Below are 26,619 nucleotides of genomic sequence, written 5' to 3' on the forward strand. Positions count from 1 at the left end.
GACGCGATGCACCGCATGCCAGTCACCGGCGGCCCCGGAGGCGAGAACCTGCTGTTCCTGACCGACGCGCAGTTGCGCAAGGGAATCGAGGCGATGTTCTTCGCCTATCGCGGCTTCACCGCCGATCCCGACCGGATCCTGGCGCGGCACGGCTATGGCCGGGCGCACCACCGGGCGCTGCATTTCATCGACCGCTGGCCGGGAACGACGGTGACGAACCTGCTGGCGATCCTCGGCGTGACCAAGCAGTCGCTGAACCGCGTGCTGCGGACGCTGGTCGATGACGGGCTGGTCGAAAGCCGCGTCGGCACCCGCGACAAGCGCGAGCGGCGGCTGACGCTGACCGAAGCGGGCCGCGCGCTGGAGGCCGAGCTGAGCGGCGCGCAGCGCGAACGGATGCGCGACGCCTATCGCCGCGCCGGACCCGAGGCGGTGGCGGGTTTCCGCACGGTTCTGGAGGCGATGATGGACAGCGAGCTGCTGCGCCGGTTCGAGGCGGCGCGCGAGGCCGCCGAATGAGCGACGCGCCCGAACGGGACGGGCCGCCTGCCGGGGACGTGCATCTGCTGGTGGTGGATGACGACGAACGCATCCGCGACCTGCTGGGCCGTTATCTGCGGCGCGAGGGCTTTCTGGTTACGCCGGCGCGCGATGCGGCGCAGGCCCGGCGGCTGCTGGGGGGGCTGGATTTCGACCTGATCGTTCTGGACGTGATGATGCCGGGCGAGGACGGCATCGCGTTGACGCGCACCCTGCGCGAGACGCGGCAGACGCCGATCCTGCTGCTGACGGCGCGGAGCGGCACCGACGACCGGATCGAGGGGCTGGAAGCGGGGGCCGACGATTATCTGGCCAAGCCGTTCGAGCCGAAGGAGCTGCTGTTGCGGATCAACGCGATCCTGCGCCGCGTGCCCGCCCCGCCACCCGCCAGCGCGCTGCCCAAGATGCTGACGCTGGGCGATGTGCGCTATGACGTGGCGCGGGGGGAGATGTGGGCGCGGGGCGAGCAGATCCGCCTGACGGCGACCGAATCGCATCTGATGCGGATCTTCTCGGCCACGCCGAACGAGGTCGTCAGCCGCGCGCGACTGATCGAGGATCTGGGCCGCGGGGGAGCGGATGGGGACGGCGCGCAGGACCGGGCGGTGGATGTGCAGATCACCCGCCTGCGCCGCAAGCTGGAGGCGGACCCAAAGCAGCCGCGCTATCTTCAGACGGTGCGCGGCGCGGGCTATATGCTGGCGCCGGACCGTGGGCCGGTTAGGGGAACGACATGACGACATTGTGGTATTCGGCCGAGGCCGGGCGCGGGCATGTCAACCCGCCTGGCCATCCCGAACAGGTCGCGCGGCTGGACGCGGTCGAGGCGGCACTGGCGCGGATGGACGGGCTGGAGCGGCGCGAGGCGCCGGTGGCGGCGGAAGGCGACATCACCCTGTGCCATCCGACGCGCTATCTGGACCGGGTGCGGAACGCGGTGCCGACCGAGGGGCGGGTCGAGCTTGACGCGGACACGACGCTGTCGCCCGGATCGTTCGATGCCGCGATGCGCGCCGCCGGGGGCATGGTGGCGGCCATCGACGCGGTGCTGGACGGCGCGGCGCGCAATGCCTTCGTCGGATGTCGCCCGCCCGGCCACCATGCCGAGGTCGAGACGGCGATGGGGTTCTGCCTGTTCGGCAATGTCGCCATCGGCGCGATGCATGCGCTGGAACGGCGCGGCCTGTCGCGGGTGGCCATCGTCGATTTCGACGTGCATCACGGCAACGGCACGCAGGATCTGCTGTGGGACGAGGCGCGGGTGCTGTTCGTGTCCAGTCACCAGATGCCGCTTTATCCGGGCACCGGCGCCATGACCGAACGCGGCGCGCACCGGCAGGTGATGAATCTGCCGCTGCCCCCCGGAAGCGACGGCGTGCTGATGCGCGAGATCTATGAGACGCGCGTTCTTCCGGCGCTGCGGCAAAACGCGCCGGAATTGCTGCTGATCTCGGCTGGGTTCGATGCGCATGCCGCCGATCCGCTGGCGCAGCTTGAATGGCAGACCGAGGATTATACCTGGCTGACCGAACAGCTTTGCGACGTGGCCGATGCCGTCTGCGGCGGGCGCGTCGTCTCGACTCTGGAGGGCGGATATGATCTGGCCGCGCTGGAAGCGTCGGTCGCGGCGCATGTCGCCGTGTTGAGGGACCGCAGCCGATGACCAAGGACGAAGACCTGCCCATCGCCAAGATGAGCTTCGAGCAGGCGATGGCCGAACTGGACCGTGTGGTTCATGCGCTGGAATCCGGCGACGTGCCGCTGGAGGAATCGATCCGCCTTTACGAACGCGGCGCGGCGCTGCGCGAACGGTGCAGTCGCAAGCTGGCCGAGGCCGAGGAAAAGGTGCGCCTGATAACCCGCGACGATTCGGGGCGGCCCGACGGGCTGGCGCCGCTGGATCCCTGACGCGGCATGACGTTTCACGACAGACTGGACAGCGCGGCGCGACAGATCGACGCCTTGTTGCGAACCGCCGTGCGGGGCGATCTGCCCGTCCACGACGCGATGCGCCACGCGCTGACCGGCGGCAAGCGGCTGCGCGGGTTTCTGGTGATCGAGGGCGCGGCGCTGCACGGGGTCGCGGATGCCACCGTGGCGGCCGCCGCGATCGAGGCGCTGCACGCCTATTCGCTGGTGCATGACGACCTGCCCTGCATGGACGACGACGACCTGCGGCGCGGCCAGCCGACGGTGCATGTCCGCTGGGACGAGGCGACGGCGGTTCTGGCGGGCGATGCGTTGCAGACGCTGGCCTTCGATCTGCTGAGCGATCCGGCCTGCCATGACGATCCGGCGGTGCGCTGCGTTCTGGTCTCGACCCTGGCGCGCGCGGCGGGGGCGGGCGGCATGGTGCTGGGTCAGGCGCTGGACATCGCCGCCGAAACCGCCGGCCGGCCGCTGACGCTGAACGAGGTCGAGGCGTTGCAGGCCGCCAAGACCGGCGCGCTGATCGAATGGTCGGGGGCGGCGGGCGCGGTGCTGGCCGAAGCCGATCCCGCGCCGCTGACCGCCTATGCGCGCGCGCTGGGCGGGGCGTTTCAGATCGCCGACGACATCCTGGATGCAGAGGGCTGCGAGGATCGGGCCGGCAAGCGGCTGGGCAAGGACGCGGCGGCGGGCAAGGCGACCTTCGTGTCGCTGCTGGGGATGGACGCGGCGCGACAGCGGGCGGCGGACCTGACCGATGCGGCCTGCGCGGCGCTGGACGGCTATGGCGCGCGCGCCGAGACCCTGCGCGATTGCGCGCGGTTCGTGCTGACGCGCGACAGATGAGGCGGTGCCGGTTTGCGCCCTGTGGCGTTGCGCGGTAGATCAAGGCAAACAGCAAGGCATTCCCCATGGACGACCGCCCGGCCACGCCGCTTCTGGACCGCATCCACGAACCCGCCGACCTGCGCGGGCTGACCGATGCCGAACTGGTGCAGGTCGCCGACGAACTGCGCGCCGAGACGATCAGCGCCGTCAGCCAGACGGGCGGCCATCTGGGTGCGGGTCTGGGGGTGGTCGAGCTGACCGTGGCGTTGCATGCGGTGTTCGAGACGCCGCGCGACCGGCTGATCTGGGACGTGTCGCACCAGACCTATCCCCACAAGATCCTGACCGGGCGGCGCGACCGCATCCGCACCCTGCGCCAGAAGGACGGGTTGTCGGGATTCACCAAGCGCAGCGAAAGCGTCTATGACCCGTTCGGCGCGGCGCATTCGTCCACCTCGATCAGCGCGGCGCTGGGATTCGCCACCGCGCGCGATCTGGGCGGCCGGCCCGATCCGCGTCTGGGCGACGCCATCGCGGTGATCGGCGACGGCGCAATGAGTGCCGGCATGGCGTTCGAGGCGATGAACAATGCCGGCCACATGAAGAAGCGGCTGTTCGTCGTGCTGAACGACAACGAGATGAGCATCGCGCCCCCTGTCGGCGCGATGTCGAGCTATCTGTCGCGCCTTTACGCCGGCGCGCCGTTCCAGGAATTCAAGGCGGCGGCCAAGGGCGCGGTGTCGCTGCTGCCGCAGCCGTTGCAGCAGGGCGCGCGGCGCGCCAAGGATCTGATCAAGCACATCACCATCGGCGGCACGTTGTTCGAGGAGCTGGGCTTCGACTATATCGGGCCGCTGGACGGGCACGATCTGGACCAGTTGCTGCCGGTTTTGCGCACCGTGCGGGCGCGGGCGACGGGGCCGATGCTGCTGCATGTCATCACGCGCAAGGGCAAGGGCTATGCCCCCGCCGAGGAAGCGGCCGACCGGGGCCATGCGACCTCGAAGTTCGACGTCATCACCGGCAAGCAGAAGAAATCGCCGTCGAACGCGCCGTCCTATACGTCGGTCTTCGCCAAGGCGCTGATCCGGGAAGCGGCGGACGATCCGCGCATCTGCGCCGTGACGGCGGCGATGCCGGACGGCACCGGGCTGAACCTGTTCGCGGAACGCCATGCCAGCCGGTGCTTCGACGTGGGCATCGCCGAACAGCACGGCGTGACCTTCGCCGCGGGGCTGGCGGCGGGCGGGATGCGGCCCTTCTGCGCGATCTATTCGACGTTCCTGCAACGCGGTTACGATCAGGTCGTGCATGACGTGGCGTTGCAGCGTCTGCCGGTGCGCTTCGCCATCGACCGCGCGGGGCTGGTCGGTGCCGATGGCGCGACCCATGCGGGCGCGTTCGACATCGCGTTCCTGTCGAACCTGCCGGGCTTCACCGTGATGGCCGCCTCGGACGAGGCGGAGCTGGTGCACATGGTCGCGACGGCGGCCGCGCATGACGACGGGCCCATCGCCTTCCGCTTTCCGCGCGGCGAGGGAACGGGCGTCGATCTGCCCGAACGCGGCGTGCCGCTGGAGATCGGCAAGGGGCGCATCCTGCGCGAGGGAAGCGGCGTCGCCATCCTGTGCCTCGGCACCCGCATGGTCGAGGTGTTGCAGGCCCACGAGGCGCTGGCCGCGCGCGGCATCGTCCCGACCGTCGCCGATGCGCGGTTCGCCAAGCCGCTGGACCGCGAGATGATCCTGCAACTGGCGCGCGATCACGACGCGCTGATCACGGTCGAGGAAGGCGCGGTGGGCGGATTCGGCAGCCATGTCGCGCAATTGCTGGCGGACGAGGGCGTGTTCGACGACGGGCTGGTCTTCCGGTCGATGGTTCTGCCCGATACGTTCATCGACCAGGCCGATCCGCGCGACATGTATGCCGTGGCCGGTCTGAACGCCGAGGATATCGAGGCGAAGGTGCTGTCGGTCATGGGCGTGGCGCGGCTGAACAAGCGCGCCTGACGCCTAGAGATGCCCTGCCGCGCGAAAGCTGAGTTCGGCGTTCTGCCCGATGATCAGGTGGTCGTGCAGCACCAGGTCGAGCGCCGCGCAGGCGCGTGCGACCTGCGCCGTCATCGCGATGTCGGCATCCGATGGCGTGGGGTCGCCGGAGGGGTGGTTATGCACCAGGATGATCGCCTTGGCGTTCAGTTCCAGCGCGCGCTTGACGATTTCGCGCGGATAGACAGGGACGTGATCGACCGTGCCGCGCGCCTGTTCCTCGTCCGCGATCAGGATGTTGCGGGTATCGAGGAACAGCACGCGGAATTGTTCGGTGCCGCGATGGGTCATGGTGGTGTGGCAGTAATCCAGCAGCGCCTGCCAGCTTGATACGACAGGCCGGCCGATAACGCGGGCGCGCGCGATGCGGTGCGCCGCAGCCTCGACGATCTTGAGATCCTGGGCGGTGGCGGGGCCGATGCCGTCCACGGCGCAAAGCTGGGCGGGGGTGGCCGACAGGATGCGGCCCAGATCGCCGAAGCGGTCGATCAGGCAGCGTGCCAGCGGTTTCACGTCGCGGCGCGGGATTGACCGGAACAGCAGCAGTTCCAGCAATTCGTAATCGGGAACCGCCGCCGCGCCGCCACTGTCGAACCTGTCGCGCAGCCGCGAACGATGGTCGCGGATATAGGACGGCAGCGGCTGCGCGGTGTCGTCCGCGGCGGTGAAAAGCGGCAGGGCCGGTTCGGCGAAGTGGCGCGGGCGGGTCATGCCCCAGCCTAGCCGCCAAGCGGTTAAGCCGGGGTTAAACGCATCAGCCCTTCATGCCGTCCCAGAACGTCTTGACCTTGTTGAAAAAGCCGCTGCTTTCGGGGTTGTTGTCGTCGCCCAGACGCTCGAATTCGCGCAGAAGCTCGCGCTGTTTGCCGGTCAGGTTCACCGGCGTCTCGACCGCAAGCTCGATATACATGTCGCCGCGTCCGTTGCCGCGCAGGGCGGGCATGCCCTTGCCACGCAGGCGCATCTGCTTGCCCGACTGGCTGCCGGCGGGCACCTTCACGCGGCTGCGGCCGCCGTCGATGGTCGGCACCTCGATATCGCCGCCCAATGCGGCGGCGGCCATCGAGACGGGGACGCGGCAGAACAGGTTCTCGCCCTCGCGCTGGAACAGCGGATGGTCCTCGACCTCGATGAAGATATAAAGATCGCCCGCCGGTCCGCCGCGCAAGCCGGCCTCGCCCTCGCCGCCCAGACGGATACGGGTGCCCGTCTCGACCCCGGCGGGGATGTTGACGCTGAGCTGGCGGTCCTTCTCGACCCGGCCGGCGCCGTGACAGACGGGGCAGGGATTCTTGACGATTTGACCGGCGCCCGAACAGGTGGGGCAAGTGCGTTCGATGGTGAAGAAGCCCTGCTGCGCGCGCACCTTGCCCATGCCCGAACAGGTAGGACAGACGACGGGTTCCGCGCCGCCCTCGGCGCCGGTGCCGTGGCAGGTGGCGCATTGCACGGCGGTGGGCACGGTGATCGACTTCTGCAACCCGCGATGGGCGTCTTCCAGCGAGACGCGCAGGTTATAGCGCAGATCGGCGCCGCGCGTGGCCCGCTGGCCGCCGCGTCCGCCGCGCTGGCCGCCCATGATGTCGCCGAACAGATCGTCGAAAACGTCCGAGAACGCCGAGGCGAAATCGCCCTGCTGGCCGTAGGCCCCGCCCGGACGCCGCCCCGCGCCGCCCATGCCGCCATTGCCCATGCCGCCGTCGAAGGCCGCGTGACCGAAACGGTCATAGGCCGCCTTCTTGTCGGGGTCCTTGAGAACCTCGTAAGCCTCGTTCACTTCCTTGAACTGAGCCTCGGCCTGGGGATTGTCGGTGTTGCGGTCCGGATGAAGCTGTTTCGCCTTCTGGCGATACGCCTTCTTGATCTCGTCTGCGCCGGCGCCCCGGCCGACGCCCAGCACCTCGTAGAAATCGCGCTTTGCCATGCAATCAGATCCTTTGGGAACGACAGGACCGGCCCGATGGAATCGGACCGGTCCCGCCAGTCATGCCGTGGCTCAGGACGCGCGCTTGTCGCCGCCCAGATCCTCGAAATCGGCATCGACGATACCGTCGTCGTCACCACCGTTGCCGGTGCCCTCGTCATCGCCGCCCGACGATTGCGCCTTCGCGGCCTCGGCCTTGTAGATCGCCTCGCCCAGCTTCATCGCGGCTTCGGTGACGTTCTGGATGCCGGACTTGATCTTCGCGGCATTGTCCGTCTCGAGCTGCTCGTTCAGGTTGGCGATGGCCAGCTCGATGGCCTCGACCGTGGTGGGATCGACCTTGTCCTTGTGCTCTTCCAGCGACCGTTCGGTCGAATGGATCAGCGACTCGGCCTGATTCTTCGCCTCGACCAGCTCGCGGCGTTCCTTGTCGGATTCTGCGTTGGCCTCGGCCTCCTTGACCATCTTCTCGATCTCGTCGTCGGACAGACCGCCGGACGCCTGGATCGTGATCTTCTGCTCCTTGCCGGTGCCCTTGTCCTTGGCGCTGACCGAGACGATGCCGTTCGCGTCGATGTCGAACGTCACCTCGATTTGCGGCAGGCCGCGGGGGGCCGGGGGGATGTTTTCCAGGTTGAACTGGCCCAGCAGCTTGTTGTCGGACGCCATCTCGCGCTCGCCCTGGAAGACGCGGATCGTCACCGCGTTCTGATTGTCCTCAGCGGTCGAGAAGATCTGCGACTTCTTGGTCGGAATGGTGGTGTTGCGGTCGATCAGACGCGTGAACACGCCGCCCAGCGTCTCGATCCCCAAGCTCAGCGGAGTGACGTCCAGAAGGACCACGTCCTTCACGTCGCCTTGCAGCACGCCCGCCTGGATGGCGGCGCCCAGCGCCACGACCTCGTCGGGGTTGACGCCCTTGTGAGGTTCCTTGCCGAAGAACTTGGTCACTTCCTCGACGACCTTGGGCATCCGCGTCATGCCGCCGACCATCACGACCTCGTCGATGTCGCCGACGGACAAGCCGGCATCCTTCAGCGCGGCCTGGCAGGGCTTGATCGACGCCTTGATCAGATCGCCGACCAGCGATTCCAGCTTGGCGCGGGTCAGCTTCATCACCATGTGCAGCGGCTGGCCGTTGCTGCCCATCGAGATGAAGGGTTGGTTGATCTCGGTCTGGCTGGTGCTGGAAAGCTCGATCTTGGCCTTCTCGGCGGCTTCCTTCAGGCGCTGAAGCGCCATCTTGTCGCCCTTCAGATCGACGCCGTTCTCTTTCTTGAACTCGTCGGCCAGGTAGTTGACGATCCGCATGTCGAAGTCTTCACCGCCGAGGAACGTGTCCCCGTTGGTCGATTTCACCTCGAACAGGCCGTCGTCGATTTCCAGAATGGTGATGTCGAACGTGCCGCCGCCAAGGTCGTAGACGGCGATCGTCTTCGATTCCTTCTTGTCGAGGCCATAGGCCAGCGCGGCCGCGGTGGGTTCGTTGATGATGCGCAGCACTTCGAGACCAGCGATCTTGCCGGCATCCTTGGTGGCCTGGCGCTGGGCGTCGTTGAAATAGGCCGGCACGGTGATGACCGCCTGCTCGACCTTCTCGCCGAGATAGGATTCGGCGGTTTCCTTCATCTTGCCGAGGATGAAGGCAGAAATCTGGCTGGGCGAATACGATTCGCCGCGGGCCTTGACCCATGCGTCGCCGTTGCCGCCATCCACGATGTCATAGGCGAGGTTCTTGCGGTCCTTCGCGACTTCGGGGTCGTCCGCGCGGCGGCCGATCAGGCGCTTGACGGCAAAGATGGTGTTGTCGGCGTTGGTGACGGCCTGGCGCTTGGCGGATTGCCCGACCAGGCGTTCGTCTTCCGTGAAGGCGACGATCGAGGGCGTGGTGCGGGCACCTTCCGAATTCTCGATCACGCGCGGCTGGCTGCCATCCATGATGGCGACGCAGCTATTGGTGGTTCCAAGGTCGATACCGATGACTTTGGCCATGTTCATGGTCCTCTTCGTTAGGCGATATATGTGCAGGCAAGCCCGGTGCGGCACCTGCCCGGCGATCCCGTCGCCCGGCCGAAAACCGTCCGAACCGAGCGTCGGGGCGTATATAGGAGGCCGTCCTGCACCCTGCAACGGCCCCACAAGGCACGATTGCAGCAAATTCGGAGGGCGGATCGGCGCCATTGCCCGCGATCCGGGGCCGAAGGAGTATCTTCGCCACCCCCGGCGCCATGCGCACGGAGGAGGCGCTGTTCCTCTGCCTGCCCGCCGTCGCCTGGACGAGCGGTCAGATCCTGACCGTATCGGGCGGCGGCGTGCCGAGGCTTGGCTGACGGTCAGCCCCGGTCACTCTGTCTTGCAGGACCAGTTCGCCGCGTCCTGCCATTCGCCCTCGCCCGAAAACACCGCCTTAGCGGGCCAGGCGCAGGCGGGGCGGGTCCAGACGGGCGTGCCTTCCGCCGTTTTCGTCGTCTCGATGCTGTCCGGGGCCGCGCCATCCTCGACCCAGCGTTCCAGCGCCGTCAGCGGGTCGATCCCGTCCTGCGCGATGCCCGGCCCGGTCGTCTGGATGCCGCAATGGTCCATCCCCGGCACCATGAACAGCCGCGCGAAGTCGCCGCCGGTGGTTTGCTGCAAATCCTCGAAATAGGCGACCGTCTTGCCGGGGAAGACGATGGCGTCGGCCCAGCCGTGATACATCAGCAGCTTGCCACCGCTTTCGGCAAAGGCGCCGAGGTCGGGATCGTCGGAATTATAGATGTCTTCCTGCGGCGCCATCCGCGCGGGATCGGTGTCGAAGTCGAAATTCTGCGGGCTGTAATCCGCGCCGGGATCGTCGGGGAACGCCATGTAGCGCAGGAAGTTCGGGCCGAAAGCCCGCGGCACCAGCGCGCCACCGCCGCCCGGCATGCCCGTCAGCCAGAGCGGCCAGAACGCTTCGGACCCGACCGGAACCGCGGCGGGATAGAGCAATGTGCCGGCCGAGTCGACGGGCTCGGAATACCACGCGTCGAGGACAGCGATCTTTTCGGGTGCGAGGTCCAGCGTCGCGGGATCGAACCGGCAGGCCGGTGGATCGGATACGATTCCGTCCTCGACCCCGTCCGCCGCGTCGCAGGCGGCGATCACCGCGTCGGCCACGATCCGCGCATCTTCGGGTTGCAGGATCGGGTTGCCGTCCCGATCGGTATTGGCCTGCGCGATCCAGGCGAAAGACGTGCCGACAAGGCCCGGATAATCGAGCGCCGGCGCCCCCGAGATGATGCCGTCGAAGGCATCGGGCATCCGCATCGCGGCCATGTTCGCCATGCGCCCGCCCGTGGAACAGCCCTGGAAATAGGCATGGCGGGGATCCTCGCCGTAAAAGGCCGTGGTCAGCGCCTTGGCGACGCGTGTCGTTTCCTCGACGGCGCGATAGCCCCAATCGGCCTCGGCCACGGGATTGGCGTCGGCCCAGCGGGCATCGGTCGATCCGCTGCCCCAATGGCCGCCATCCATCGTCGCCACCGCATAGCCGCGCTTGAGGGCGTGGTTTATCGCGTTGAACAGGTTCGGCGAATCCGCGTCCACCTTGCCGCAGAAGCCGCCGCATCCGGCCATATAGAACTTGCCGTTCCAGTCGGACGTGGGCAGGCGCACCTCGAACCCGATGGCGGGGCGGATGGTGCCCGCGATCCGGCAATACCCCGGCAGATCGTCCTTCGCCGCCACCTAGGTTGCCATGACGCCGACGGTATCGGCCAGCCCCAGATCGGCCAGCGCCAAACAATCGCCTGCCCCCTCTTGCTGCTGCGCCTGCGCGGTGCCTGTCGCAAGCAACAGGATGGCTAGTCCGTATCTGACCATGATCGTCCCTCCCCGGTTCTTGGCGAAGCCTATCGTGCCGGATCGTCCCGTCAATCGGCGGGTTGGACGGGGGCCGATCCGGGGAAGGTGTCGTCGGTATGGGTGCGCGTCGCTTCGTCGGCATAGGTCAGGGCGAAAAGCAGCGCGGCCATCAGAAGGCCGGTCAGCAAGGCGAACCGCGACAGCGCACTGGCCGATGCCATTTCCATGAAGATCCAGATGACCAGCCCCGCCTTGAGCGCCGCGATCAGCAGCGCGACGGGCAGCTTCAGGTCGCCAAGGGGCAGATACGCACCGACGATCGTGGCACCCAGCAGCAGGTTCAGCAACAGCCAGATCAGCGCGGCCCGCAGCCAGAGGGATCTTGCGGTCTGCCGGCCGCCGGTGTCGGACGCCGCGCTCATCCGCGCCCCACGAGGTAGAGAAGCGGATAGAGGAATATCCAGATGACGTCGATCAGGTGCCAATAAAGCGCCAGACCATGCAGCGTGCCCGATTGCGTCCAGTCGGTGCGCCCTTTCGCCACCACCCATGCCACCGTCAGGACCGCGCCGATGCCGATGGTCAGGTGAACCGCGTGGATGCCGGTCATCATCCAGTAATAGGAAAAGAAGATCTGCGTCTGCGGCGGGTCGAGCGGGAAGGCCACGATGCCGGGGATCAAATCCTCGTTGAAATCCTCGCGATACTCGAACCCCTTGAGGACCAGAAAGGCCATGCCCAACGCCGCCGTCAGCCCCAGCCCCGTCAGCACCGTCCTGCGAAGGCCGTCCCTGGCTGCCCAGGCCGCGACCGCCATCGTCGCGCTGGAGGTGAGCAGGATCGCCGTGTTGATGGAGCCATACCAGATGTTCGTGTGCGCGCCCGCGACCTCGAACGCGTCGGGCCAGAGATAGCGGTGCATGGCATAGCCCATCATCAGCGCCCCGAAGAACACCATCTCGGACGCCAGGAAGATCCACAGGCCGAACGTCGTGGCCTCGCGCTGGCGGGACCAGCGCAGGAAGGGCTGGTTGGGTTCGGCTGCATGAACGCTTTCGGGTGTCATCTGCCGCCCCCCGCCGGATTGTCCGCATGTGGGCCCGGCCCGTGCCGCCCGCCGGACCGTTCCTGCCGCGTCCTGTGGCCGGTGCCCTGCGAATCTTGGTTGCCGCCCCCGCGTTCCTTCGGATGCTCGTGCTTTTCGTGATAGGCATAGGCTTCCTCTGTAACCAGCGGCAGCCGCTCGAAATTATGCTCGGGCGGCGGCGACGAGGTCTGCCATTCCAGCCCCGTTGCCTCCCATGGATCGTCGCCGGCCTTGTGCCCCCCGATCAGCGACCAGCCCAGATAGCAGAGCGGCAGGATATAGGCCGCCGCCAGTATCACGGCCCCCAGCGACGAGGCGACGTTCCACACCTGAAACTGATCGAGATAGACGTGATAGCGTCGCGGCATCCCCAGATAGCCGACGATGAACTGCGGAAAGAAGGTGAAGTTGAACCCCAGGAACATCAGGATTGCCGCCGCCCGCGCCATCCGTTCGTTGTAGGTGCGGCCGGTGATCTTGGGCCACCAGAAATGCAGCCCGGCAAAGAACGCCGCAACCGACCCGCCGACCATGATGTAGTGGAAATGCGCCACGATGAAGTAGGTGTCGTGCACGTGCACGTCGATCGGCACCGATGCCAGGAACAGCCCCGTCAGGCCGCCCAGCGTGAATAGCCCGACGAACCCCATCGCATAAAGCATAGGGCTTTCGAAGGTGATGTGCCCGCCGTAAAGCGTGGCCGTCCAGTTGAAGACCTTGATCGCCGACGGAACCGCAATGACGAAGCTGAGGAACGAAAAGATCAGGCTGGCATAAAGCGACTGGCCCGACACGAACATGTGGTGCCCCCAGACGAAGAAGCTGACCACCGCGATGGCCAGCATCGCGCCGACCATCATCGTGTAACCGAAAACGCGCCGCCGGGCGAAGCAGGTAATGACCTCGGTCACGACGCCCATCGCGGGCAGCACCATGATGTAGACGGCCGGATGCGAATAGAACCAGAAGACATGCTGGAACAGGATCGGATCGCCGCCGCGCGCCGGATCCAGCAGCCCCAGCCCGAACAGCCGCTCGACCACCACCATCAGCAGCGCCACGGCCAGTGCGGGCGTGCCCAGGACGAAGATGATCGACGTGGCATAGATCGACCAGACGAACAGCGGCAGCCGCCGCCAGCCCAGCCCCGGCGCGCGCTGGGTATGGACGGTAACGATGAAATTCACCCCGGTCGCGATGTTGCCGAACCCCGAGATGAAGACGCCGAGCGCGGCAAGCGTGACGTAGGAGTTGGAATAGACCGACGAATAGGGCGTGTAGAACGTCCAGCCCGTATCCACCCCGCCCAGCAGCATCGACGCCAGCGCCAGCATCCCGCCCGACAGGGTCAGATACCAGCTGATCAGGTTGACGCGCGGAAACGCCATGTCGCGCGCGCCGATGGCCAGCGGCAGGATGAAATTGCCCAGCGTCGTCGGAATGGCCGGAACGAGGAAGAAGAACACCATGATCACGCCATGCAGCGTGAACAGCTTGTTATAGCCGTCGGCGCTGACGACATCGGCCTCGGGGGTGAACAGCTCCATCCGCATCAGCGTCGCGGCGGCGCCGCCGATCATGAAGAAGACCGTGATCGTCGCGAAATAGAGGATCGCGATCCGCTTGTGATCGGTGGACAGCAGCCAGGACCGCACCCGCGTTCCGGCCGTCAGATAGTTGGGCGCGCCCGCGCCGCGTGTGGTGTCGATGGCGGCGTCGGTCATCTGTCGGTCTCCATCATCGGGGAACGCAGGGTTTCGTCGCCGGGCGGCATTCCGGCGCCCAGCTCGCGGATGTAGGAGACGAGCGCCGTAATCTCGCCGTCGTCGAGGATGCGGGAAAAATCGGTCGGCATGATCGGATCGTATCCCGCCACGACATCGCGGGCGGGCCGCAGGATCGAGTCGCGGATATAGGGTTCGTCCGCCACCACCGACCGGCCATCGATAAGGTTGACCACCCGGCCATACACCCCGTCGAGTTGCGGCGCATGCACCGACGAGGCGGGCGAATGGCATCCCGAACAGCCCGCGGCGGTGAACAGCGCCGCCCCTTCGCGCGCAAGGTTGTCGGCCTGCGGCTGCGCGGCGGTCCAGCTTGCATAAAGCTCGGGCTCCATCACCACGACCTCGCCGCCCATGCGGGCGTGGTCGGTCCCGCAATATTCCGCGCATTCCAATGGATAGCGTCCGGTCCGCGTCGGCTCGAAATACAGGATCGAGATGCGACCGGGCACCACATCCTGCTTCAGACGGAAAGCGGGCACGAAGAACGAATGAATGACATCCTGCGACGCCATCTTCAGCACGACGGGTTGGCCGCGCGGGACGTGCAGCGCGTTGAGTTCGCGCGCGCCCGAGGGGTGTTCCACCTTCCACATCCACTGCTTCGCCTCGACATGGATTTCCAGCGCGTCGTCGGGGATCACGGCGCCGGTGATGCGGAAGGACGCCGCCCACCAGAAGATGAAGATGGCGATGAAGGCTGTTGCCGCGGTCCAGCCGATCTCGACCTCGCGGCTGACGAGTGTCGGGACAGCGTGCCGCTCGACCTTCGTGCCCTTGCGGAAGCGCACGCCGAAGACGACGACCAGCCCGCCCACCAGCAAAACGATGACGACCGACAGGATCACTAGTGCGGTGAACAGCGTGTCGAACCCCTGCACATTGGCGGATGCCGCACCCGGCCCCCATGCCCCGTTCATGACGCCCGCCTTTCACGCAGATGCGCGATGGCCAGCGCGGATCCCAGGCCGAGCGCGAAGGTAACGCCGAAGATCGTCAGGATCCGTTCGATGGCCAGGTTATAGCGGCCTGTCAGCGGGTCGAAGCCATAGCAGGTCAGCACCAGCCGTTCGGCCAGCCCGCCCACGGTGCCCTGTCCGGCCTCGATCAGCGCGCGGCGCATGTCGTCGGGCGCGGGATGGAGCGCGGGGAAAACCCGGCTGACCCGGCCTTCGGGCGTCAGGACAAAGCTTGTCACCGGATGCGCGAACCTGTCGTATTCGGCGTCATAGACGTAACCGAACCCCATCGCGTCGGTCAGTTCCGCCAGCCGGTCCGGCCCGAGATCGGGCACCAGAGCGGCCGCCCGCCGGTCGCCGAGGGTTCCGCCCAGAAAGGCATCGCGCGCGGCGGCATTGTCGCGCGGATCCAGACCGACGACGATCAGCCGGTAATCCCGTCCCGCTGCCAGCCCCGTTCCGGCAAGACTGTCTGCCGTCTGCGCGACCAGCGGGTCGCAGATGTCGGGGCATTCGAAATCCGCGAAGACCAGAACCGCCGGACGGATGCCGTCCGACAGGCCCAGCCCCGCCGGAACCTGCGCCGTGTCGCCGGGCCGCAGCCCGACCAGACCGAGTTCGGCCTGCGTCAGCCCCGCCCATGCCGGAAGTGCGCAGACCAGAAGGGCGAGGATAGCGGAAATCCGTCTCATGGCGTTTCATCCTCGTCGTTCGCGTCCGGCAGCGGCGAGTAGGCGTTGGCGCCCCGCGCGGCGATCAGCGCCATCGCCTCCTCGATCGGCATGCGGCCCTCGGCGCCGGCAAGGCGGACGCGTTCCCTTTCCCGGTAGGATTGGAATGCCTGAACCGGCTCGATCTCCAGCGCGGGCGCGGGAAAGGCCGATAGATTGGATGGCGGGTCGTGCCGGGCGGGCGGGTAAAGCAGCCAGACGGTCACGGCAGCGATCGGCACGGCGGCGAAGGCCACCGCGATTGCGATGGAAACGCCGACGGGCGGCACGCCGGGCTTTTCGGGGATGCGGGGTTCGGTCATGACGCCCACCTCGGGCCGACGGCCAGCCGCCCCAGGCTGGCCAGCAACGCGGCCGCCAGCAGGGCCGCGGGGATGGCGCCAAATGCCGCCGGATCGGAAAGCGGCGCGACGATCCAGACGGTATGCGCCGCGGCCCCGGCAAGGACCAGCGCGCCCGCGACCCGCAGCGCCGGTACGGACCCGCGCCAGGCGGATCGGACGAGGATCGCCAGCGGCGCGACGGCACCCAGCAGGACCATCGCCCAGATGAACGGCAGCCCCGGTCCGCGATTGCGCGCCAGATACCACGCGGCCTTGCCCGGCAGATCGCCCGACCAGCTGACCAGAAACTGCATCCCGGCCAGATAGACGACGCCCAGCAATCCGGTCAGAAGCAGCGCGCCCCAATCCGACCGCGCCTGCCCGTCCGCCCCCGACAGGCCCAGCACGGCGGGCAGGGCAAACGCGCAGGCGATCTGCGTGATGGCCAGCATCGCCGCGAAGTCGGTCGAGGTGAAGCCGGGCGCCAGCGACAGCAGCCAATCGACCCCCGCGACCGAAATCGTGACGCCGTAAAGCACAAGGGCCACGGCCGCGACGACCGGCCCGGCCCTGCGCATCGCGACCAGCGCGATGCCCGCCCAGACAGCCAGGATCAGCACCAGCCGCAGGGTCCAGAACGGCATGTTCAGCCACAAGGCCCCGACTTCGCCCCACGGCCCAGCGCCGTTTATCCAGGGATAAAGCAGATCGCGGGCGGCGAAGACCACGGCACCCCCCAGCGCCAGGGCCGGCGTCGCCGCTGCCGCGATCCCCAGCCAGGGATCGCCCGCCAACCGCCAGCGGCCGCCGGTCAGCGTGTGGATATGGATGACCACCGCCGATCCGGTCGCGACGGACAGCGCGAAGACCCATCCTGCCAGCCATCCCCGCGCCGCCGCAAGCGGATCGGCCATGGCCAGCAGGACCAACCCGGCGACCGACGCAAGCGCCACAAGACCCGACCCGAGAGCGGTGCGGCGGACGGCGCGGACGGTCACGGTGCCACCTCGGACGGAAAGGCGGTGTCGACCGGCACGTCGCCGCGCGCGGGGTGGGACGGCGCGACGCCCCCGGCAAGCTGCAACGCGCGGATATAGGCGACGATGGCCCAGCGGTCGGCGGGCGGCACGCGGTCGCCATAGGGATACATCACGCCGAAACCGTTCTCGATCACGCCAAGGAAATGGGCCGCAGGGGCCGCGCGCAGGCGGGCCGTCAGGTAGGACGGCGGCGGCGGAAAGCCCCGCTGCACCACACGGCCGTCGCCCGTTCCGTCATAGCCGTGGCAGGGCATGCAGTAGATGGTGAACCGTTCTCGCCCGCGTTCCAGCAGGGCCGGCGTGACCTGTGGCGGGACGATCAACGATTCCAGCCGGTCGATGGCCCCGCGCGCCACGGTGCCGGCAACCAGCGGTCGCGCCGACGCGCCGTCGGACCATGCGCCGGACGGGTCATAGGCGACGTCCTTGGGCTGCTCGGCCATATCCTGCCAGCAACCCGCCAGCGCGATCAGCGCGGCGAGGGCGATCAGGCGCCGCATCATTCCACCACCTCGGCCGCGATGACTTCGGGCCGGGCGCGCAGCAACTCGACCGCGCGATAGCGCGCCTGACGGTCGTTCATGTCCACGGTCAGGAAAAACCCGTCATCGGTGATTGCTGCCGCCTCGCGCGCCTCGAATATCGGGTGATGGGGCCGGGGCAGCGCGCTTTTCCACAGCATCGTGACGAACCCCGCGATGGCCGCCGCGGCGATCCCCGTCTCGAACGTGGCAAAAAGGTAGGCGGGCCAGGAGTTAAGCGGCCGGCCCCCTGAATTGATCGGATAGCCGTAGACCGAATTCCACCATTGCAGCGCGAAGATCGCCGCAGCGCCCACCAGCCCCGCCACCAGCATCGCCGGCCGGACGGGCGAGGCGCGCAATCCCAGCGCCGCATCCATGCCTTCGATGACATGGGGGGAATGGGCATCCGCCGTCTCGAACCCCAGTTCGCGCGCGGCGCGGGCCAGCGACAGCAGGTCGTCGGCATCGCGCACCCGTGCCATGAACAGCCCCTGGGTCATGCCTCGGCCTCGCGCGTGCGTTCCTTGACCTCGTGGATCGAAACGGCCGGCACCAGCCTGACGAACAGCAGGAACATCCAGGCGAAGAAGCCCAGCGTTCCGGCCAGCAGCAGCCAGTCCCAGATCGTCGGCACATAGACCCGCCATTGCGACGGCAGATGGCCGCGCGACAGGGTTTCCGAGATGATCAGGATCCGCTCGAGCCACATGCCGACATTGATCAGGATCGCGACCGCGATCACGATGGGCAGCGACCGCCGCGCGGCCCTGAACGCGTATAGCAGCGGAAAGAGGCAGTTGCAGGCCAGCATCGTCCAGTAGAATGGTGCATAGATGCCCTGAAACTCGAACCAGGTGACGAAGCGTTCCGAATAGTCGCCGGAATACCACGCGAAGAACCATTCGGTGACGTAGGATATCGACATGATCAGCGATGCGACCAGCAGGATCCGCGCCATGACGTCGAAATGGTTCATCGTGATCAGGTCGTGCAGTCCCAGTCCGCGCCGGATCAGCGCGGCCAGCACGACCACCATCGCAAAGCCCGAAAACATCGCCCCGACGACGAAATAGGGCGGAAAGATCGTTTCGTTCCAGCCCGACATCACCCCGGCGGCAAAGTCCATGCCGACGACAGAATGAACCGACACCACCAGCGGCACCCCCAGGGCGGCCATCGCGCGATAATACGCCTCGTAGTGGTGCCAGTGTCGTGCCGAGCCGCGCCAGCCCAGCGCGAAGGCGCCGTAAATCTTGCGTCCGATGCGGCCCTTCGCCTTGTCGCGCATCGTGGCAAAATCGGGCAGCGCGCCGGTATACCAGAACAGCAGCGAAAAAATTAGATAGCTGGCGATGGCGAAGAAGTCCCAGACCAGCGGGCTGCGCCATTGCGGCATCAGGTCCATCGTGTTGGGATAGGGCACCAGCCAAAAGAAGAACCACGGCCGCCCCAGATGGAAGATCGGGAACAGGCCCGCGATGGCGGCGGCGAACAACGTCATCGCCTCGGCAAACCGGCTGATCGAAGCGCGCCAGCGCTGCCGCGTCAGCAGCAGCATCGACGAAATCAGCGTGCCCGCATTGCCGATGCCGATCCACCAGACATAATTGGCGATGGCGAAGCCCCAAACGTTGGTGGTGTTGATCCCCCAGATGCCGACGCCCTGCCAGACCAGCCAGACCAGGCTGACGATCATCGTCACGGTCAGCCCGCTGGCGGCGACGAAGGCGATCCACCACAGCCGCCCGAACCGCTGCTCCAGCACCGGATCAGCAACAGTGGCGGTGATCCTCGGATTCGGCATGCCGACCGGCAGATAAGCGCGCGCGACCTCGTCCGCGGCATTCTGGGCGCGGATGGCCGGGGTATCCGCCGTCAGGCTCATGCCCGCTCTCCGGGGTCGCGATCCTCGATCCGGGCCAGATAGGTCGTGCGCGGACGGGTGCCCAGTTCGCCCAGCAGCGCGTAATGGCGCGGATCCTCGCGCAGCCGGGCCACCGCCGATCCGTCCGCGTTCAGATCGCCGAAGGTGATGGCGACGGTCGGACACGCGTCCTGACAGGCCGTGCGGACGGCGCCGGGCGGGATCGGGCGGTTCTCGCGCGCGGCTTCGTGGTGCGCGCGCTCGATCCGCTGGACGCAATAGGTGCACTTCTCCATCACGCCACGGGCACGGACGGTGACTTCGGGGTTGCGCAAGGCGGCCAGCAGATCGGCGCCGTCCTCGGGAACATCCTCGACCCGTCCGGCGATGGCGGGCTGGCCGTTGGCATAGTCGAAGAAGTTGAATCGGCGCACCTTGTAGGGGCAATTGGCCTGGCAAAAGCGCGTGCCGACGCAGCGGTTATAGACCTGCACGTTCAGGCCCTGACCGTCATGGACTGACGCCGCCACCGGGCAGACCGGTTCGCACGGTGCCTTTTCACAATGCATGCAGGGGATGGGCTGGAACGACGGCGCGCCGTCGTCGCGTTCATAGGCGTCGATGCGCAGCCAGTGCATGACGCGGCCGCGGTCGATCTCCTCGGGGCCGACGACTGGCACGTTGTTTTCGGACTGGCAGGCGACCAGGCAGGCGTTGCACCCGATGCAACGGTCGAGGTCGATCACCATGGCCCAGGCATTCGGCGCAGAGTTCCAGGGCGGATAGAAGGATGGCTGCGGGCCTGCGGCGTCGAGCGTGGGGTCCGAGGCCGGAACGCTGCGCAGGATGTCGCGCGGGCCCTGTTCGAAATGATGTTGCGTGCGGTGGACCGGCAGGCGCGAACCTGTCGGCGTGACGGTCACGCCCGTCACGACGGTGGCGCCACCCGGCGGCGACAGGATCGCGGCATTCGCCCCCACATCCGACCCGATCGGCCCGGCCATCCGCCGTCCGTATCCAAGCGCCATCGACAGCGTGCCTTCGTGCTGACCCTTCAGGATCAGCACCGGCGCCTCGACAGTGCCGCCCCGCCCGCCGATGCGCACCGCATTGCCGTCTTCCAGTCCCATGCGCAACGCATCGGCGGGGGCCATCCACACAGCGTTGCCCCAGACCTGCTTGGTCACCGGCTCGGGGCATTCCTGAAGCCAGGCATTGCCGGCCCCGGCCCCGGTCCAGACCGACGAGGACGGACGCAGCAGCAGTTCGAACCCCTCGTCCGCAGGGAAGGGCGCATGGAACGGATCGGCGTCGAGGTCGGGCGATATGGGCGCGAAGGCAGTGCCTTCGATCACGCCTTCGTGCAGCGCGCGGGTCCAGAACGCCTCGAACTCCGGCCCGTCGGCGTCGCGGGCCGCCTGCCAGGTTTCGCGCAGGATCGTGCGCGCCGGGGCAGCGGCGGCAGGGCCGCGCACCAGAAGGTCGAGCACCTCGTGACGCGACCGCGATCCGTGCAGCGGCGCGATCAACGGCTGGACCAGCGCCACCGTCCCGTCGGGTCCGCGCAGATCGGACCAGTCCTCCAGCGGATGCGCCAGCGGCAGGCGCCAGTCGCAATGCGCCGCCGTGTCGTTGAACGTGACGCCGCCGAAGACCGTCAGCGGAACATGCCGCATCGCATCGGCGAACCCGGCCGAGGGCAGATCGTGGACCGGATCGGCGTCGAGCACGACCAACGCGGTCACGTCGCCCGCCTGCATGTCATCAGCCAGCGCGCCAACCGGATCGGGCCGCAAACCCGCCCATGTGTCGGCGGTGGGGCGCCAGTCCAGCGGCGCGCCCAGCCGCGCGTTCAGGCGGGCCACGGCCAGCGCGGCCTGCGGCGGCAATTCGGGCGCCGCCAGCACCAGCGCGCCGGCACCCGCCCTTTCCAACCGAAGGGCCGTGGCCTCGGCCAGATCGCGCAGGCGCGGTGGCGGCAGCGGGGCGGATCCGGTGCCGCCCAGCCGCATCTCCAGCCATTCTGCCAGTGCCGCCAGTTCGGCCATGCCGGCCATCACGCGCCGGTCGGCCTTGGCGCCCGTCAGCGACGGCGACGGCTCGAACACTTCAAGCCGAAGGGCGTCGGGCCGGACGGCGCGCGCCTCTGCAAAGGCCCGCGCCGTCGCGATCTGGCCAGGACCGGGCCCAAGGAAGTCGCATCCGAGGCTGACCGCCAGCGTGACCCGGTCGAATGCGGGCCACATCCGCAGCCGTCCGTCGCCCAACGGCATCTCGAGCGCCGTGGCGGGCGGCCGGGCAGCATGCCAACGCATCTGCGGGCGGCGTTCCAGCAATGCCGCGATCTGCCGGGCCATCGTCGGCGACGCGACCGGCCCCGTCAGCAGCCGCGCGCCTTTTCCGTCGGGCGGCAGGCCCCGCGGCAGCGCCGTCTCGAACGCCAGCCAGGATACCGGGATCGTCCCCTGTCGGGGGGCGCGCGGACGGTGCGGATCGAACAGGTCGAGGATCGCCGCCTCGGCAAAGACGTCCGTGGCCCCTTGGCTGGCGGGATGCGCGGGGTTGCCGTGCACCTTGGTCGGCCGGCCCTCGTGGCTTTCGACGATAACCCCCCGCCCCGCCCCGCCCAGCGGCAGCGCGGTGGCGAAGAACATCGGCTGCCCCGGCACCAGCCCCTCGGGCTGGGCGATGTAGGGGACGATCTCGTCCTCGGGCTCGGAACAGCCGGCGACCAGGGACGCGGCACCGGCCGAGAACAGCTTGAGCGCCTCGCGCCGGGTGGGTCCGGTCAGCGGTGGCATGTCGAACACTCCGCCAGGTTGCCGTCGTGAATGTCGTAATAATCCAGCAGGCGCTGGGTCTCGGCCCTAGATGCCTGGGGCCGGGGCGGGAACGGCAGATAGATGTCCTCGGGCCGGCGCAGGTTCGGCCCCACATCCCGGTGACAGGACAGGCACCATTCCATCGTCAGCGGCGCGTCCTGACGCATCAGCTTCATCTCGCCGACCGGACCGTGGCAGGTCGTGCAGCCGACGCCGTTCGTCACATGGACGGAATGGTTGAAATACACATAATCGGGCAAATCGTTGACCGGCCGCCACTTCAGCCGCACACCCGTCACCAGGCTTTCGCGGACCGGGGCCAGCATCTCGGAATTGGTCCAAAGCTGGCTGTGACACGTCATGCAAGTCGTCGTCGGCGGGATGCCCGCCTTGGCCGACACCTCAACGCTGGTATGGCAATAGCGGCAGTCGATCCCGATCTCGGCGGTATGGTGCGCGTGACTGAAGGGGATCGGCTGTTCGACCGTGCGGTCCTGCCCGGTGACATAGTCGGATCGTGCCAGCGTCATCCCCAGCGCCGCGGCGGACAGCGGCACGACGATCAGTGCCAGCAGAACCAGCCGCGTGACCGTGTTCGCCCCGGATCCGAAGGGTTGAGCCATGGGCAGATCCTGACTGCACATCCGAAAGACGGCACCCCCGGATGGGCACGTCTGACGGCAAACGCAGTCCGCACGGAATGGGTTCACCGAAATTTTCCAAAGCCCTTCCGGGGCGTTGGCGTCAGTCCAGCCGCCAGCCCGGATGCGCGAACCAGGTCAGCGGCGGCGGCCCCTCGGCCCGGACGCGCAGACGAATCCGTTGGCCCCCGGCATCGGCGCACCCGTCCACCTGGCCCCTGCGCGCCATGATCGCAAGGTCGGGTTCCGCGCCCGACAGCATCAGCGGCCAGTCGTCCACGCGTCGCACTTCCTCGACCCGGACGTGAAGCTCGACGAAATCCGCGCGGTGCGGGGCGGGCAGGATCGCCAGCAGGATTCCCACGATCTCGGCCCAGTTCTCGACGATCTGGCTCACCGCGTCACCGGGTTCACCAGAACAACCCGCCCGGCGGGTCGGGATAGCAACTGACCCGAAGGTCGGCCGTCATCACCGGCTGCGACAGCGACAGGTTCTCGACCGCGACGCAGGTTTCGCACCCCGCGTAACTGCGCGAAGACGGGACCGAATTGGCGTCGAAGACCATCCCTTGCGTGGCCGACCACGGATCGTCCGCATCGCCGCGATTGGCGCCGGATGCCAGATGATCCTGACCGTCCGCCTGTTCCAGCGCCACGCGCGGATGCGCCTCGTCGCCATTGGTCGCGATGGCGTCGTCGATATGCCAGATCAGCAACCCCTCGCCGGGAAGTTCGGCATCGAAGCCGGTCTTCTGCCGGTTCTCGATCAGGAAATATTCCTGCCCGCCGGTGCCGTCCTTCCAGAGGCGGAACACCTCGAACCCCAGCTTGACGTCAGCCATCGTCGCGGGCCCGTTCGCCGTCACGTTGTTGACCGCGACCCACCCCTGGTTGGCCTTGCACCATGCCGACGGATGCGCGGGCGTGTCGCCGCCGCCGTTCCACGACCCCCCCGCCATCAGGCACCAGTTGCCGATGCCCGACGAACTGCGGTCGGTATCGTAAAGGTCCGGGAAGCCGAACAGCAGATGCCCAAGCTCGTGCGCGCAGACACCGAGGCGGGCATCCTCGGGAATGGTCAGATAGGCATAAAGCCGGATGCCATCGACCCCCAGTGCCGAGCGGAGAACCCATTTATGCGACCAGATGTCGTTGCCCGATCCGGTCTGTTCCGCGCCGCTTCCGGCATGGACCACGACGAAGGCATCGACGAACCCGTCGCCATCGTTGTCATAAGGCGCCAGCGCCACGTCGGCATCCGCGGCAATGGCGGCATCGCGGGCAAGGTCGCGGGCATTGGGAACATGCGTGCCAGTCCCCGAGGTGCCGCCGGCATAAGCGGCCAGCGTCTCCGGCATGGTGTAGGGGCCGGCGACCTCGCCCGTTATGGCGATGGCGCCGTTCGTCACCTCGGCGAAATATTCGGTGACGGATCCGGTCGGAACGACGCCGGTGGAAAAGAACAGGTCGCGAAAGCGTTGCGCGGCGCCCGGACCGAAGCGGCGATCGGTGAACTCGGCCAGAACGACGACGACGCGGACGGTGCCGCGCAGGGGCGCGCGGTGCAGGGCGAAGTTGCGGGCGGCCATGGGCGGTGTTCCCAGCGGCAACTCCGAGCCGGGAACGATCAGACCGTCGTTGAAGCCCACGCGGAACTGTTCGCGCAAGGTGACGCGGTCGCGCATGCCTTCGGGCGCGGTGTCGCGCAGGCGGGCGATGGCGGCGTCGATTCGGTCCTGCAATGCGGGATCGGGTGCTACGCTGCATCGGTCGAACGGGCCAGTGCAGGTCTGGCCGAAGATGTTGTGCCAGTTGGCCAGAAGATCGTTCGCGTCCTGCATGTCCGGCCCCCCTGCGCGCTGTTAGGGCGACGATACCACGATGGGCCGTATGCACCAAGAAAACCCGGCTATTTCACGCCGCTGGCGAAGTTCGACGCCACGAAAAGACGCTGCAACATCAGGAAAACGACGATCACGGGCAGGATCGACACGGCCAGCGCGGCCTGTTGCAGTGACTTCTGGTCCAGCGTCTGGAAGGCACCCGACAGCAGGTAGATGCCCACCGGCAGGGTCTGAAGGTCGGGCGCGGCGCGGGTCACGGTCATCGTCCAGATGAATTCATTCCAGTGATAAACGAATGAGAACAGCGTAAGAGTCGCGATGGCCGGTTTGACCAGCGGCAGCATGATCGAGCGGAAGATGCGGTATTCGCTGGCCCCGTCCAGACGCGCGGCTTCCAACAGGTCGTCGGGGATGCCGAGGAAGAACTGCCGCATCAGAAAGACGCCATACCACGTCACCACGAAGGGCAGGCACAGCGCGGCATAGGTGCCCAGCAACCCCGCGCCGCCCTGTCCCGCAATGTCGTTGCCGCCCATCAGCGGGGCGAAGCGCAGGATGAAGAAGATGGGAATGATGAACAGGAAGAACGGAAACATCTGCGCGCCGACCACCAGCCGGAACAGCGGCGAGGCACCTGCAAAGCGGTACTTGGCCAGCGCATATCCTGCCATGGTCGATGTGGCGACCTGGCACGCGGTGATGATGCAGGTCACGATCACCGAATTGGCGAACCATGTCGTCATCGGCAATTCGCGGAACACCCGCGCATAGACGCCCCATTGCGGGTCGGATGGAAGATAGCGGGGCGGGTTGGCATAGACATCCGCCGGACCGCGCAGCGCCCCGACGAACATGTCGGCGAAGGGCAGGATCATCAACGCCGCACCCAGCGCCAGAACGGCATATTTCACGACGCTGCCCGCATGGCGGCGCCAGCGCGGACGGGGGGCGGCGACGCGCGTGGCAGGGCCGGTCCGCGCGGGATGCGTCACATCGTCGACCGTTGTCATGTCCGGCGTTCCCGTTCCCGCAGGGCGCGGAACTGCAGCAGCGACAGAACCCCGATGATGACGAACAGGATCAACGCCCCTGCCGAAGCGCGGCCCATGCGAAGATCCTCGAACGCCATCGTGTAGGTGTAAAGCGCCGTCACCTCGGTCGCGCCGCGCGGGCCGCCGCCGGTCATGGCGAGGATCAGCGCGAAGAACCCCATTCCGGTAATGAAGCTGGTGATCGTCACGAAGATGAAGGCCGGCCGGATCATCGGCAGCGTCACGGATCGCAAGGTGCGCCATGCGCCCGCGCCGTCCAGCGTGGCCGCATCGTAGATTTCGCTGTCCACCGCTTCCAGCGCGGCCGAAAAGACCAGCATGTTCTTGCCGGCGTCATACCAGATCATCACCAGCACCACCGACACCATTGCCATGACCGGATCGGTCAGCCAGTCCGGCCCCCGCAACCCCGTCAGCCCCAGCGCCCGGTTGATGATGCCGTAACGGTCGTCCAGCACGAATTGCCACAGATAGGCGATGGCGACGATATTGGTCAGTTGCGGCAAATAGTAGATCGACCGCCACACCGCCTTGCCGCGCGACCGGCTGAAGACGAAGGCCAGCCCCAGCGACAGCGGCACGCCCAGCGCAACGAAACCGAAGGCGAAGACGAAGGTATTGCCGACACTGCGCCAGAACGCGTCGTCGCGCGTCAGCAGGTATTCGAACTGCTTCAACCCGACCCAGCTTGGCGTGCCCAGCGGGTTCCAGCGCGTGAAGGACAGGTAGACCGAGAACCCCAGCGGCACGACGAAGAAGATCAGTGCGAACGCGATCAGCGGTGACACGAAAACCCAAGGCGCCGCGCCGCCGCCGCCCGGATCGAAGTCGCGCGATCGCATCGCCTGGCCCGC

28 protein-coding genes are annotated in these 26,619 nt (G+C 67.4%); 7 read left to right on the forward strand and 21 right to left on the reverse strand.

Translation table 11 applies throughout. The features are described 5' to 3' along the window. Positions 1-15: 15 nt before the first annotated feature. From OCGS_RS07210 to dxs, 6 genes are all read left to right on the forward strand, one after another. Positions 16-519, forward strand: coding sequence for a MarR family winged helix-turn-helix transcriptional regulator (locus OCGS_RS07210; RefSeq protein ID WP_040610663.1), 504 nt, complete (start codon positions 16-18; stop codon positions 517-519). Then, positions 516-1,277: a response regulator gene (locus OCGS_RS07215; protein WP_007426580.1), complete on the forward strand. Its 762-nt coding sequence runs from the start codon at positions 516-518 to the stop codon at positions 1,275-1,277. Before OCGS_RS07210 ends, OCGS_RS07215 begins: the two co-directional genes overlap by 4 nt. Continuing rightward, positions 1,274-2,203 carry a histone deacetylase family protein gene (locus OCGS_RS07220; RefSeq protein WP_007426581.1) on the forward strand — a complete coding sequence of 310 codons (930 nt, stop codon included), beginning with the start codon at positions 1,274-1,276 and terminating at the stop codon, positions 2,201-2,203. Before OCGS_RS07215 ends, OCGS_RS07220 begins: the two co-directional genes overlap by 4 nt. Next, positions 2,200-2,448, forward strand: a complete 249-nt coding sequence (locus tag OCGS_RS07225) for an exodeoxyribonuclease VII small subunit (protein ID WP_007426582.1) — start codon at positions 2,200-2,202, stop codon at positions 2,446-2,448. Before OCGS_RS07220 ends, OCGS_RS07225 begins: the two co-directional genes overlap by 4 nt. A 6-nt stretch (positions 2,449-2,454) precedes the next feature. Further along, positions 2,455-3,315 carry a polyprenyl synthetase family protein gene (locus tag OCGS_RS07230; protein WP_007426583.1) on the forward strand — a complete coding sequence of 287 codons (861 nt, stop codon included), beginning with the start codon at positions 2,455-2,457 and terminating at the stop codon, positions 3,313-3,315. 65 nt (positions 3,316-3,380) lie between these two features. Continuing rightward, positions 3,381-5,306: a 1-deoxy-D-xylulose-5-phosphate synthase gene (gene dxs / locus OCGS_RS07235; protein WP_007426584.1), complete on the forward strand. Its 1,926-nt coding sequence runs from the start codon at positions 3,381-3,383 to the stop codon at positions 5,304-5,306. A 3-nt stretch (positions 5,307-5,309) separates the two neighbouring features. On the opposite strand, the gene radC is transcribed toward dxs, so the two are convergent. From radC to dnaK, 3 genes are all read right to left on the reverse strand, one after another. Next, positions 5,310-6,056, reverse strand: a complete 747-nt coding sequence (radC, locus tag OCGS_RS07240) for a RadC family protein (RefSeq protein WP_007426585.1) — start codon at positions 6,054-6,056, stop codon at positions 5,310-5,312. A 43-nt stretch (positions 6,057-6,099) separates the two neighbouring features. Next, on the reverse strand, positions 6,100-7,269 hold the full coding sequence (gene dnaJ / locus OCGS_RS07245) for a molecular chaperone DnaJ (protein WP_007426586.1): 1,170 nt from the start codon (positions 7,267-7,269) through the stop codon (positions 6,100-6,102). A 72-nt stretch (positions 7,270-7,341) separates the two neighbouring features. Further along, positions 7,342-9,261: a molecular chaperone DnaK gene (gene dnaK, locus OCGS_RS07250; protein ID WP_007426587.1), complete on the reverse strand. Its 1,920-nt coding sequence runs from the start codon at positions 9,259-9,261 to the stop codon at positions 7,342-7,344. Positions 9,262-9,449: 188 nt separating this feature from the next. Here dnaK and OCGS_RS15345 point away from each other — a divergent pair, with 188 nt between their 5' ends. Beyond that, entirely contained in the window at positions 9,450-9,599 is a 150-nt protein-coding gene (locus OCGS_RS15345; protein ID WP_007426588.1) for a hypothetical protein, read from the forward strand. A gap of 13 nt (positions 9,600-9,612) precedes the next feature. On the opposite strand, the gene OCGS_RS07255 is transcribed toward OCGS_RS15345, so the two are convergent. The 18 genes from OCGS_RS07255 to OCGS_RS07335 form a co-directional block, all read right to left on the reverse strand. Next, entirely contained in the window at positions 9,613-10,977 is a 1,365-nt protein-coding gene (locus tag OCGS_RS07255; protein WP_007426589.1) for a tannase/feruloyl esterase family alpha/beta hydrolase, read from the reverse strand. Further along, complete coding sequence (locus OCGS_RS15525) at positions 10,978-11,112, reverse strand: hypothetical protein (RefSeq protein WP_007426590.1); 135 nt, start codon at positions 11,110-11,112, stop codon at positions 10,978-10,980. Positions 11,113-11,162: 50 nt separating this feature from the next. Then, complete coding sequence (locus OCGS_RS07260) at positions 11,163-11,516, reverse strand: cytochrome C oxidase subunit IV family protein (RefSeq protein WP_007426591.1); 354 nt, start codon at positions 11,514-11,516, stop codon at positions 11,163-11,165. Continuing rightward, a complete protein-coding gene (locus tag OCGS_RS07265; RefSeq protein WP_007426592.1) occupies positions 11,513-12,160 on the reverse strand; it encodes a cytochrome c oxidase subunit 3 in 648 nt (215 codons plus the stop codon). The genes OCGS_RS07260 and OCGS_RS07265 overlap by 4 nt, the downstream gene beginning before the upstream one ends. After that, positions 12,157-13,905, reverse strand: coding sequence for a cytochrome c oxidase subunit I (ctaD, locus tag OCGS_RS07270; RefSeq protein ID WP_007426593.1), 1,749 nt, complete (start codon positions 13,903-13,905; stop codon positions 12,157-12,159). Before ctaD ends, OCGS_RS07265 begins: the two co-directional genes overlap by 4 nt. After that, entirely contained in the window at positions 13,902-14,885 is a 984-nt protein-coding gene (gene coxB / locus OCGS_RS07275; RefSeq protein WP_007426594.1) for a cytochrome c oxidase subunit II, read from the reverse strand. Before coxB ends, ctaD begins: the two co-directional genes overlap by 4 nt. Beyond that, the gene (locus OCGS_RS07280; protein ID WP_007426595.1) at positions 14,882-15,616 is read right to left on the reverse strand and encodes an SCO family protein; all 735 of its coding nucleotides are present in this window, start codon (positions 15,614-15,616) and stop codon (positions 14,882-14,884) included. The genes coxB and OCGS_RS07280 overlap by 4 nt, the downstream gene beginning before the upstream one ends. Continuing rightward, positions 15,613-15,957: a hypothetical protein gene (locus OCGS_RS07285; protein WP_007426596.1), complete on the reverse strand. Its 345-nt coding sequence runs from the start codon at positions 15,955-15,957 to the stop codon at positions 15,613-15,615. The genes OCGS_RS07280 and OCGS_RS07285 overlap by 4 nt, the downstream gene beginning before the upstream one ends. Beyond that, positions 15,954-16,976: a hypothetical protein gene (locus OCGS_RS07290; RefSeq protein ID WP_007426597.1), complete on the reverse strand. Its 1,023-nt coding sequence runs from the start codon at positions 16,974-16,976 to the stop codon at positions 15,954-15,956. Before OCGS_RS07290 ends, OCGS_RS07285 begins: the two co-directional genes overlap by 4 nt. Next, complete coding sequence (locus OCGS_RS07295; RefSeq protein WP_052026138.1) at positions 16,973-17,521, reverse strand: c-type cytochrome; 549 nt, start codon at positions 17,519-17,521, stop codon at positions 16,973-16,975. The genes OCGS_RS07290 and OCGS_RS07295 overlap by 4 nt, the downstream gene beginning before the upstream one ends. Continuing rightward, positions 17,518-18,042, reverse strand: a complete 525-nt coding sequence (locus tag OCGS_RS14550) for a DUF3341 domain-containing protein (RefSeq protein ID WP_007426599.1) — start codon at positions 18,040-18,042, stop codon at positions 17,518-17,520. Before OCGS_RS14550 ends, OCGS_RS07295 begins: the two co-directional genes overlap by 4 nt. Beyond that, on the reverse strand, positions 18,039-19,427 hold the full coding sequence (nrfD, locus tag OCGS_RS07305; protein ID WP_007426600.1) for an NrfD/PsrC family molybdoenzyme membrane anchor subunit: 1,389 nt from the start codon (positions 19,425-19,427) through the stop codon (positions 18,039-18,041). The genes OCGS_RS14550 and nrfD overlap by 4 nt, the downstream gene beginning before the upstream one ends. Continuing rightward, positions 19,424-22,207, reverse strand: coding sequence for a 4Fe-4S dicluster domain-containing protein (locus OCGS_RS07310; protein ID WP_007426601.1), 2,784 nt, complete (start codon positions 22,205-22,207; stop codon positions 19,424-19,426). The genes nrfD and OCGS_RS07310 overlap by 4 nt, the downstream gene beginning before the upstream one ends. Beyond that, positions 22,195-22,851, reverse strand: a complete 657-nt coding sequence (locus OCGS_RS07315; protein ID WP_007426602.1) for a cytochrome c3 family protein — start codon at positions 22,849-22,851, stop codon at positions 22,195-22,197. Before OCGS_RS07315 ends, OCGS_RS07310 begins: the two co-directional genes overlap by 13 nt. 121 nt (positions 22,852-22,972) lie before the next feature. Beyond that, on the reverse strand, positions 22,973-23,266 hold the full coding sequence (locus tag OCGS_RS14785; RefSeq protein WP_007426603.1) for a hypothetical protein: 294 nt from the start codon (positions 23,264-23,266) through the stop codon (positions 22,973-22,975). 13 nt (positions 23,267-23,279) lie between these two features. After that, positions 23,280-24,710 (reverse strand): M6 family metalloprotease domain-containing protein, encoded by a 1,431-nt coding sequence (locus OCGS_RS07325; protein WP_007426604.1) that lies wholly within the window; start codon positions 24,708-24,710, stop codon positions 23,280-23,282. A 68-nt stretch (positions 24,711-24,778) separates the two neighbouring features. Beyond that, positions 24,779-25,723, reverse strand: coding sequence for a carbohydrate ABC transporter permease (locus tag OCGS_RS07330; protein WP_007426605.1), 945 nt, complete (start codon positions 25,721-25,723; stop codon positions 24,779-24,781). Beyond that, positions 25,720-26,607, reverse strand: coding sequence for a carbohydrate ABC transporter permease (locus tag OCGS_RS07335; RefSeq protein WP_007426606.1), 888 nt, complete (start codon positions 26,605-26,607; stop codon positions 25,720-25,722). Before OCGS_RS07335 ends, OCGS_RS07330 begins: the two co-directional genes overlap by 4 nt. Between the last annotated feature and the right edge of the window lie 12 nt (positions 26,608-26,619).

It is taken from the genome of Oceaniovalibus guishaninsula JLT2003 (genome assembly GCF_000299575.1).
GTDB lineage: Bacteria > Pseudomonadota > Alphaproteobacteria > Rhodobacterales > Rhodobacteraceae > Palleronia > Palleronia guishaninsula.

Coding starts and splice junctions, on each gene's coding strand:
- OCGS_RS07285 (WP_007426596.1), bottom strand. CDS start 15,957: ATGACCGAACCCCGCATCCCCGAAAAGCCCGGCGTGCCGCCCGTCGGC.
- OCGS_RS07280 (WP_007426595.1), bottom strand. CDS start 15,616: ATGAGACGGATTTCCGCTATCCTCGCCCTTCTGGTCTGCGCACTTCCG.
- ctaD (WP_007426593.1), bottom strand. CDS start 13,905: ATGACCGACGCCGCCATCGACACCACACGCGGCGCGGGCGCGCCCAAC.
- OCGS_RS07220 (WP_007426581.1), top strand. CDS start 1,274: ATGACGACATTGTGGTATTCGGCCGAGGCCGGGCGCGGGCATGTCAAC.
- OCGS_RS07335 (WP_007426606.1), bottom strand. CDS start 26,607: ATGCGATCGCGCGACTTCGATCCGGGCGGCGGCGGCGCGGCGCCTTGG.
- OCGS_RS07325 (WP_007426604.1), bottom strand. CDS start 24,710: ATGCAGGACGCGAACGATCTTCTGGCCAACTGGCACAACATCTTCGGC.
- OCGS_RS07215 (WP_007426580.1), top strand. CDS start 516: ATGAGCGACGCGCCCGAACGGGACGGGCCGCCTGCCGGGGACGTGCAT.
- OCGS_RS07330 (WP_007426605.1), bottom strand. CDS start 25,723: ATGACAACGGTCGACGATGTGACGCATCCCGCGCGGACCGGCCCTGCC.
- OCGS_RS07230 (WP_007426583.1), top strand. CDS start 2,455: ATGACGTTTCACGACAGACTGGACAGCGCGGCGCGACAGATCGACGCC.
- OCGS_RS07260 (WP_007426591.1), bottom strand. CDS start 11,516: ATGAGCGCGGCGTCCGACACCGGCGGCCGGCAGACCGCAAGATCCCTC.
- OCGS_RS15525 (WP_007426590.1), bottom strand. CDS start 11,112: ATGGTCAGATACGGACTAGCCATCCTGTTGCTTGCGACAGGCACCGCG.
- OCGS_RS07265 (WP_007426592.1), bottom strand. CDS start 12,160: ATGACACCCGAAAGCGTTCATGCAGCCGAACCCAACCAGCCCTTCCTG.
- OCGS_RS07310 (WP_007426601.1), bottom strand. CDS start 22,207: ATGCCACCGCTGACCGGACCCACCCGGCGCGAGGCGCTCAAGCTGTTC.
- dnaJ (WP_007426586.1), bottom strand. CDS start 7,269: ATGGCAAAGCGCGATTTCTACGAGGTGCTGGGCGTCGGCCGGGGCGCC.
- OCGS_RS07295 (WP_052026138.1), bottom strand. CDS start 17,521: ATGATGCGGCGCCTGATCGCCCTCGCCGCGCTGATCGCGCTGGCGGGT.
- OCGS_RS07315 (WP_007426602.1), bottom strand. CDS start 22,851: ATGGCTCAACCCTTCGGATCCGGGGCGAACACGGTCACGCGGCTGGTT.
- nrfD (WP_007426600.1), bottom strand. CDS start 19,427: ATGAGCCTGACGGCGGATACCCCGGCCATCCGCGCCCAGAATGCCGCG.
- dxs (WP_007426584.1), top strand. CDS start 3,381: ATGGACGACCGCCCGGCCACGCCGCTTCTGGACCGCATCCACGAACCC.
- coxB (WP_007426594.1), bottom strand. CDS start 14,885: ATGAACGGGGCATGGGGGCCGGGTGCGGCATCCGCCAATGTGCAGGGG.
- OCGS_RS07225 (WP_007426582.1), top strand. CDS start 2,200: ATGACCAAGGACGAAGACCTGCCCATCGCCAAGATGAGCTTCGAGCAG.
- radC (WP_007426585.1), bottom strand. CDS start 6,056: ATGACCCGCCCGCGCCACTTCGCCGAACCGGCCCTGCCGCTTTTCACC.
- OCGS_RS14550 (WP_007426599.1), bottom strand. CDS start 18,042: ATGACCCAGGGGCTGTTCATGGCACGGGTGCGCGATGCCGACGACCTG.
- OCGS_RS07210 (WP_040610663.1), top strand. CDS start 16: ATGCCAGTCACCGGCGGCCCCGGAGGCGAGAACCTGCTGTTCCTGACC.
- dnaK (WP_007426587.1), bottom strand. CDS start 9,261: ATGGCCAAAGTCATCGGTATCGACCTTGGAACCACCAATAGCTGCGTC.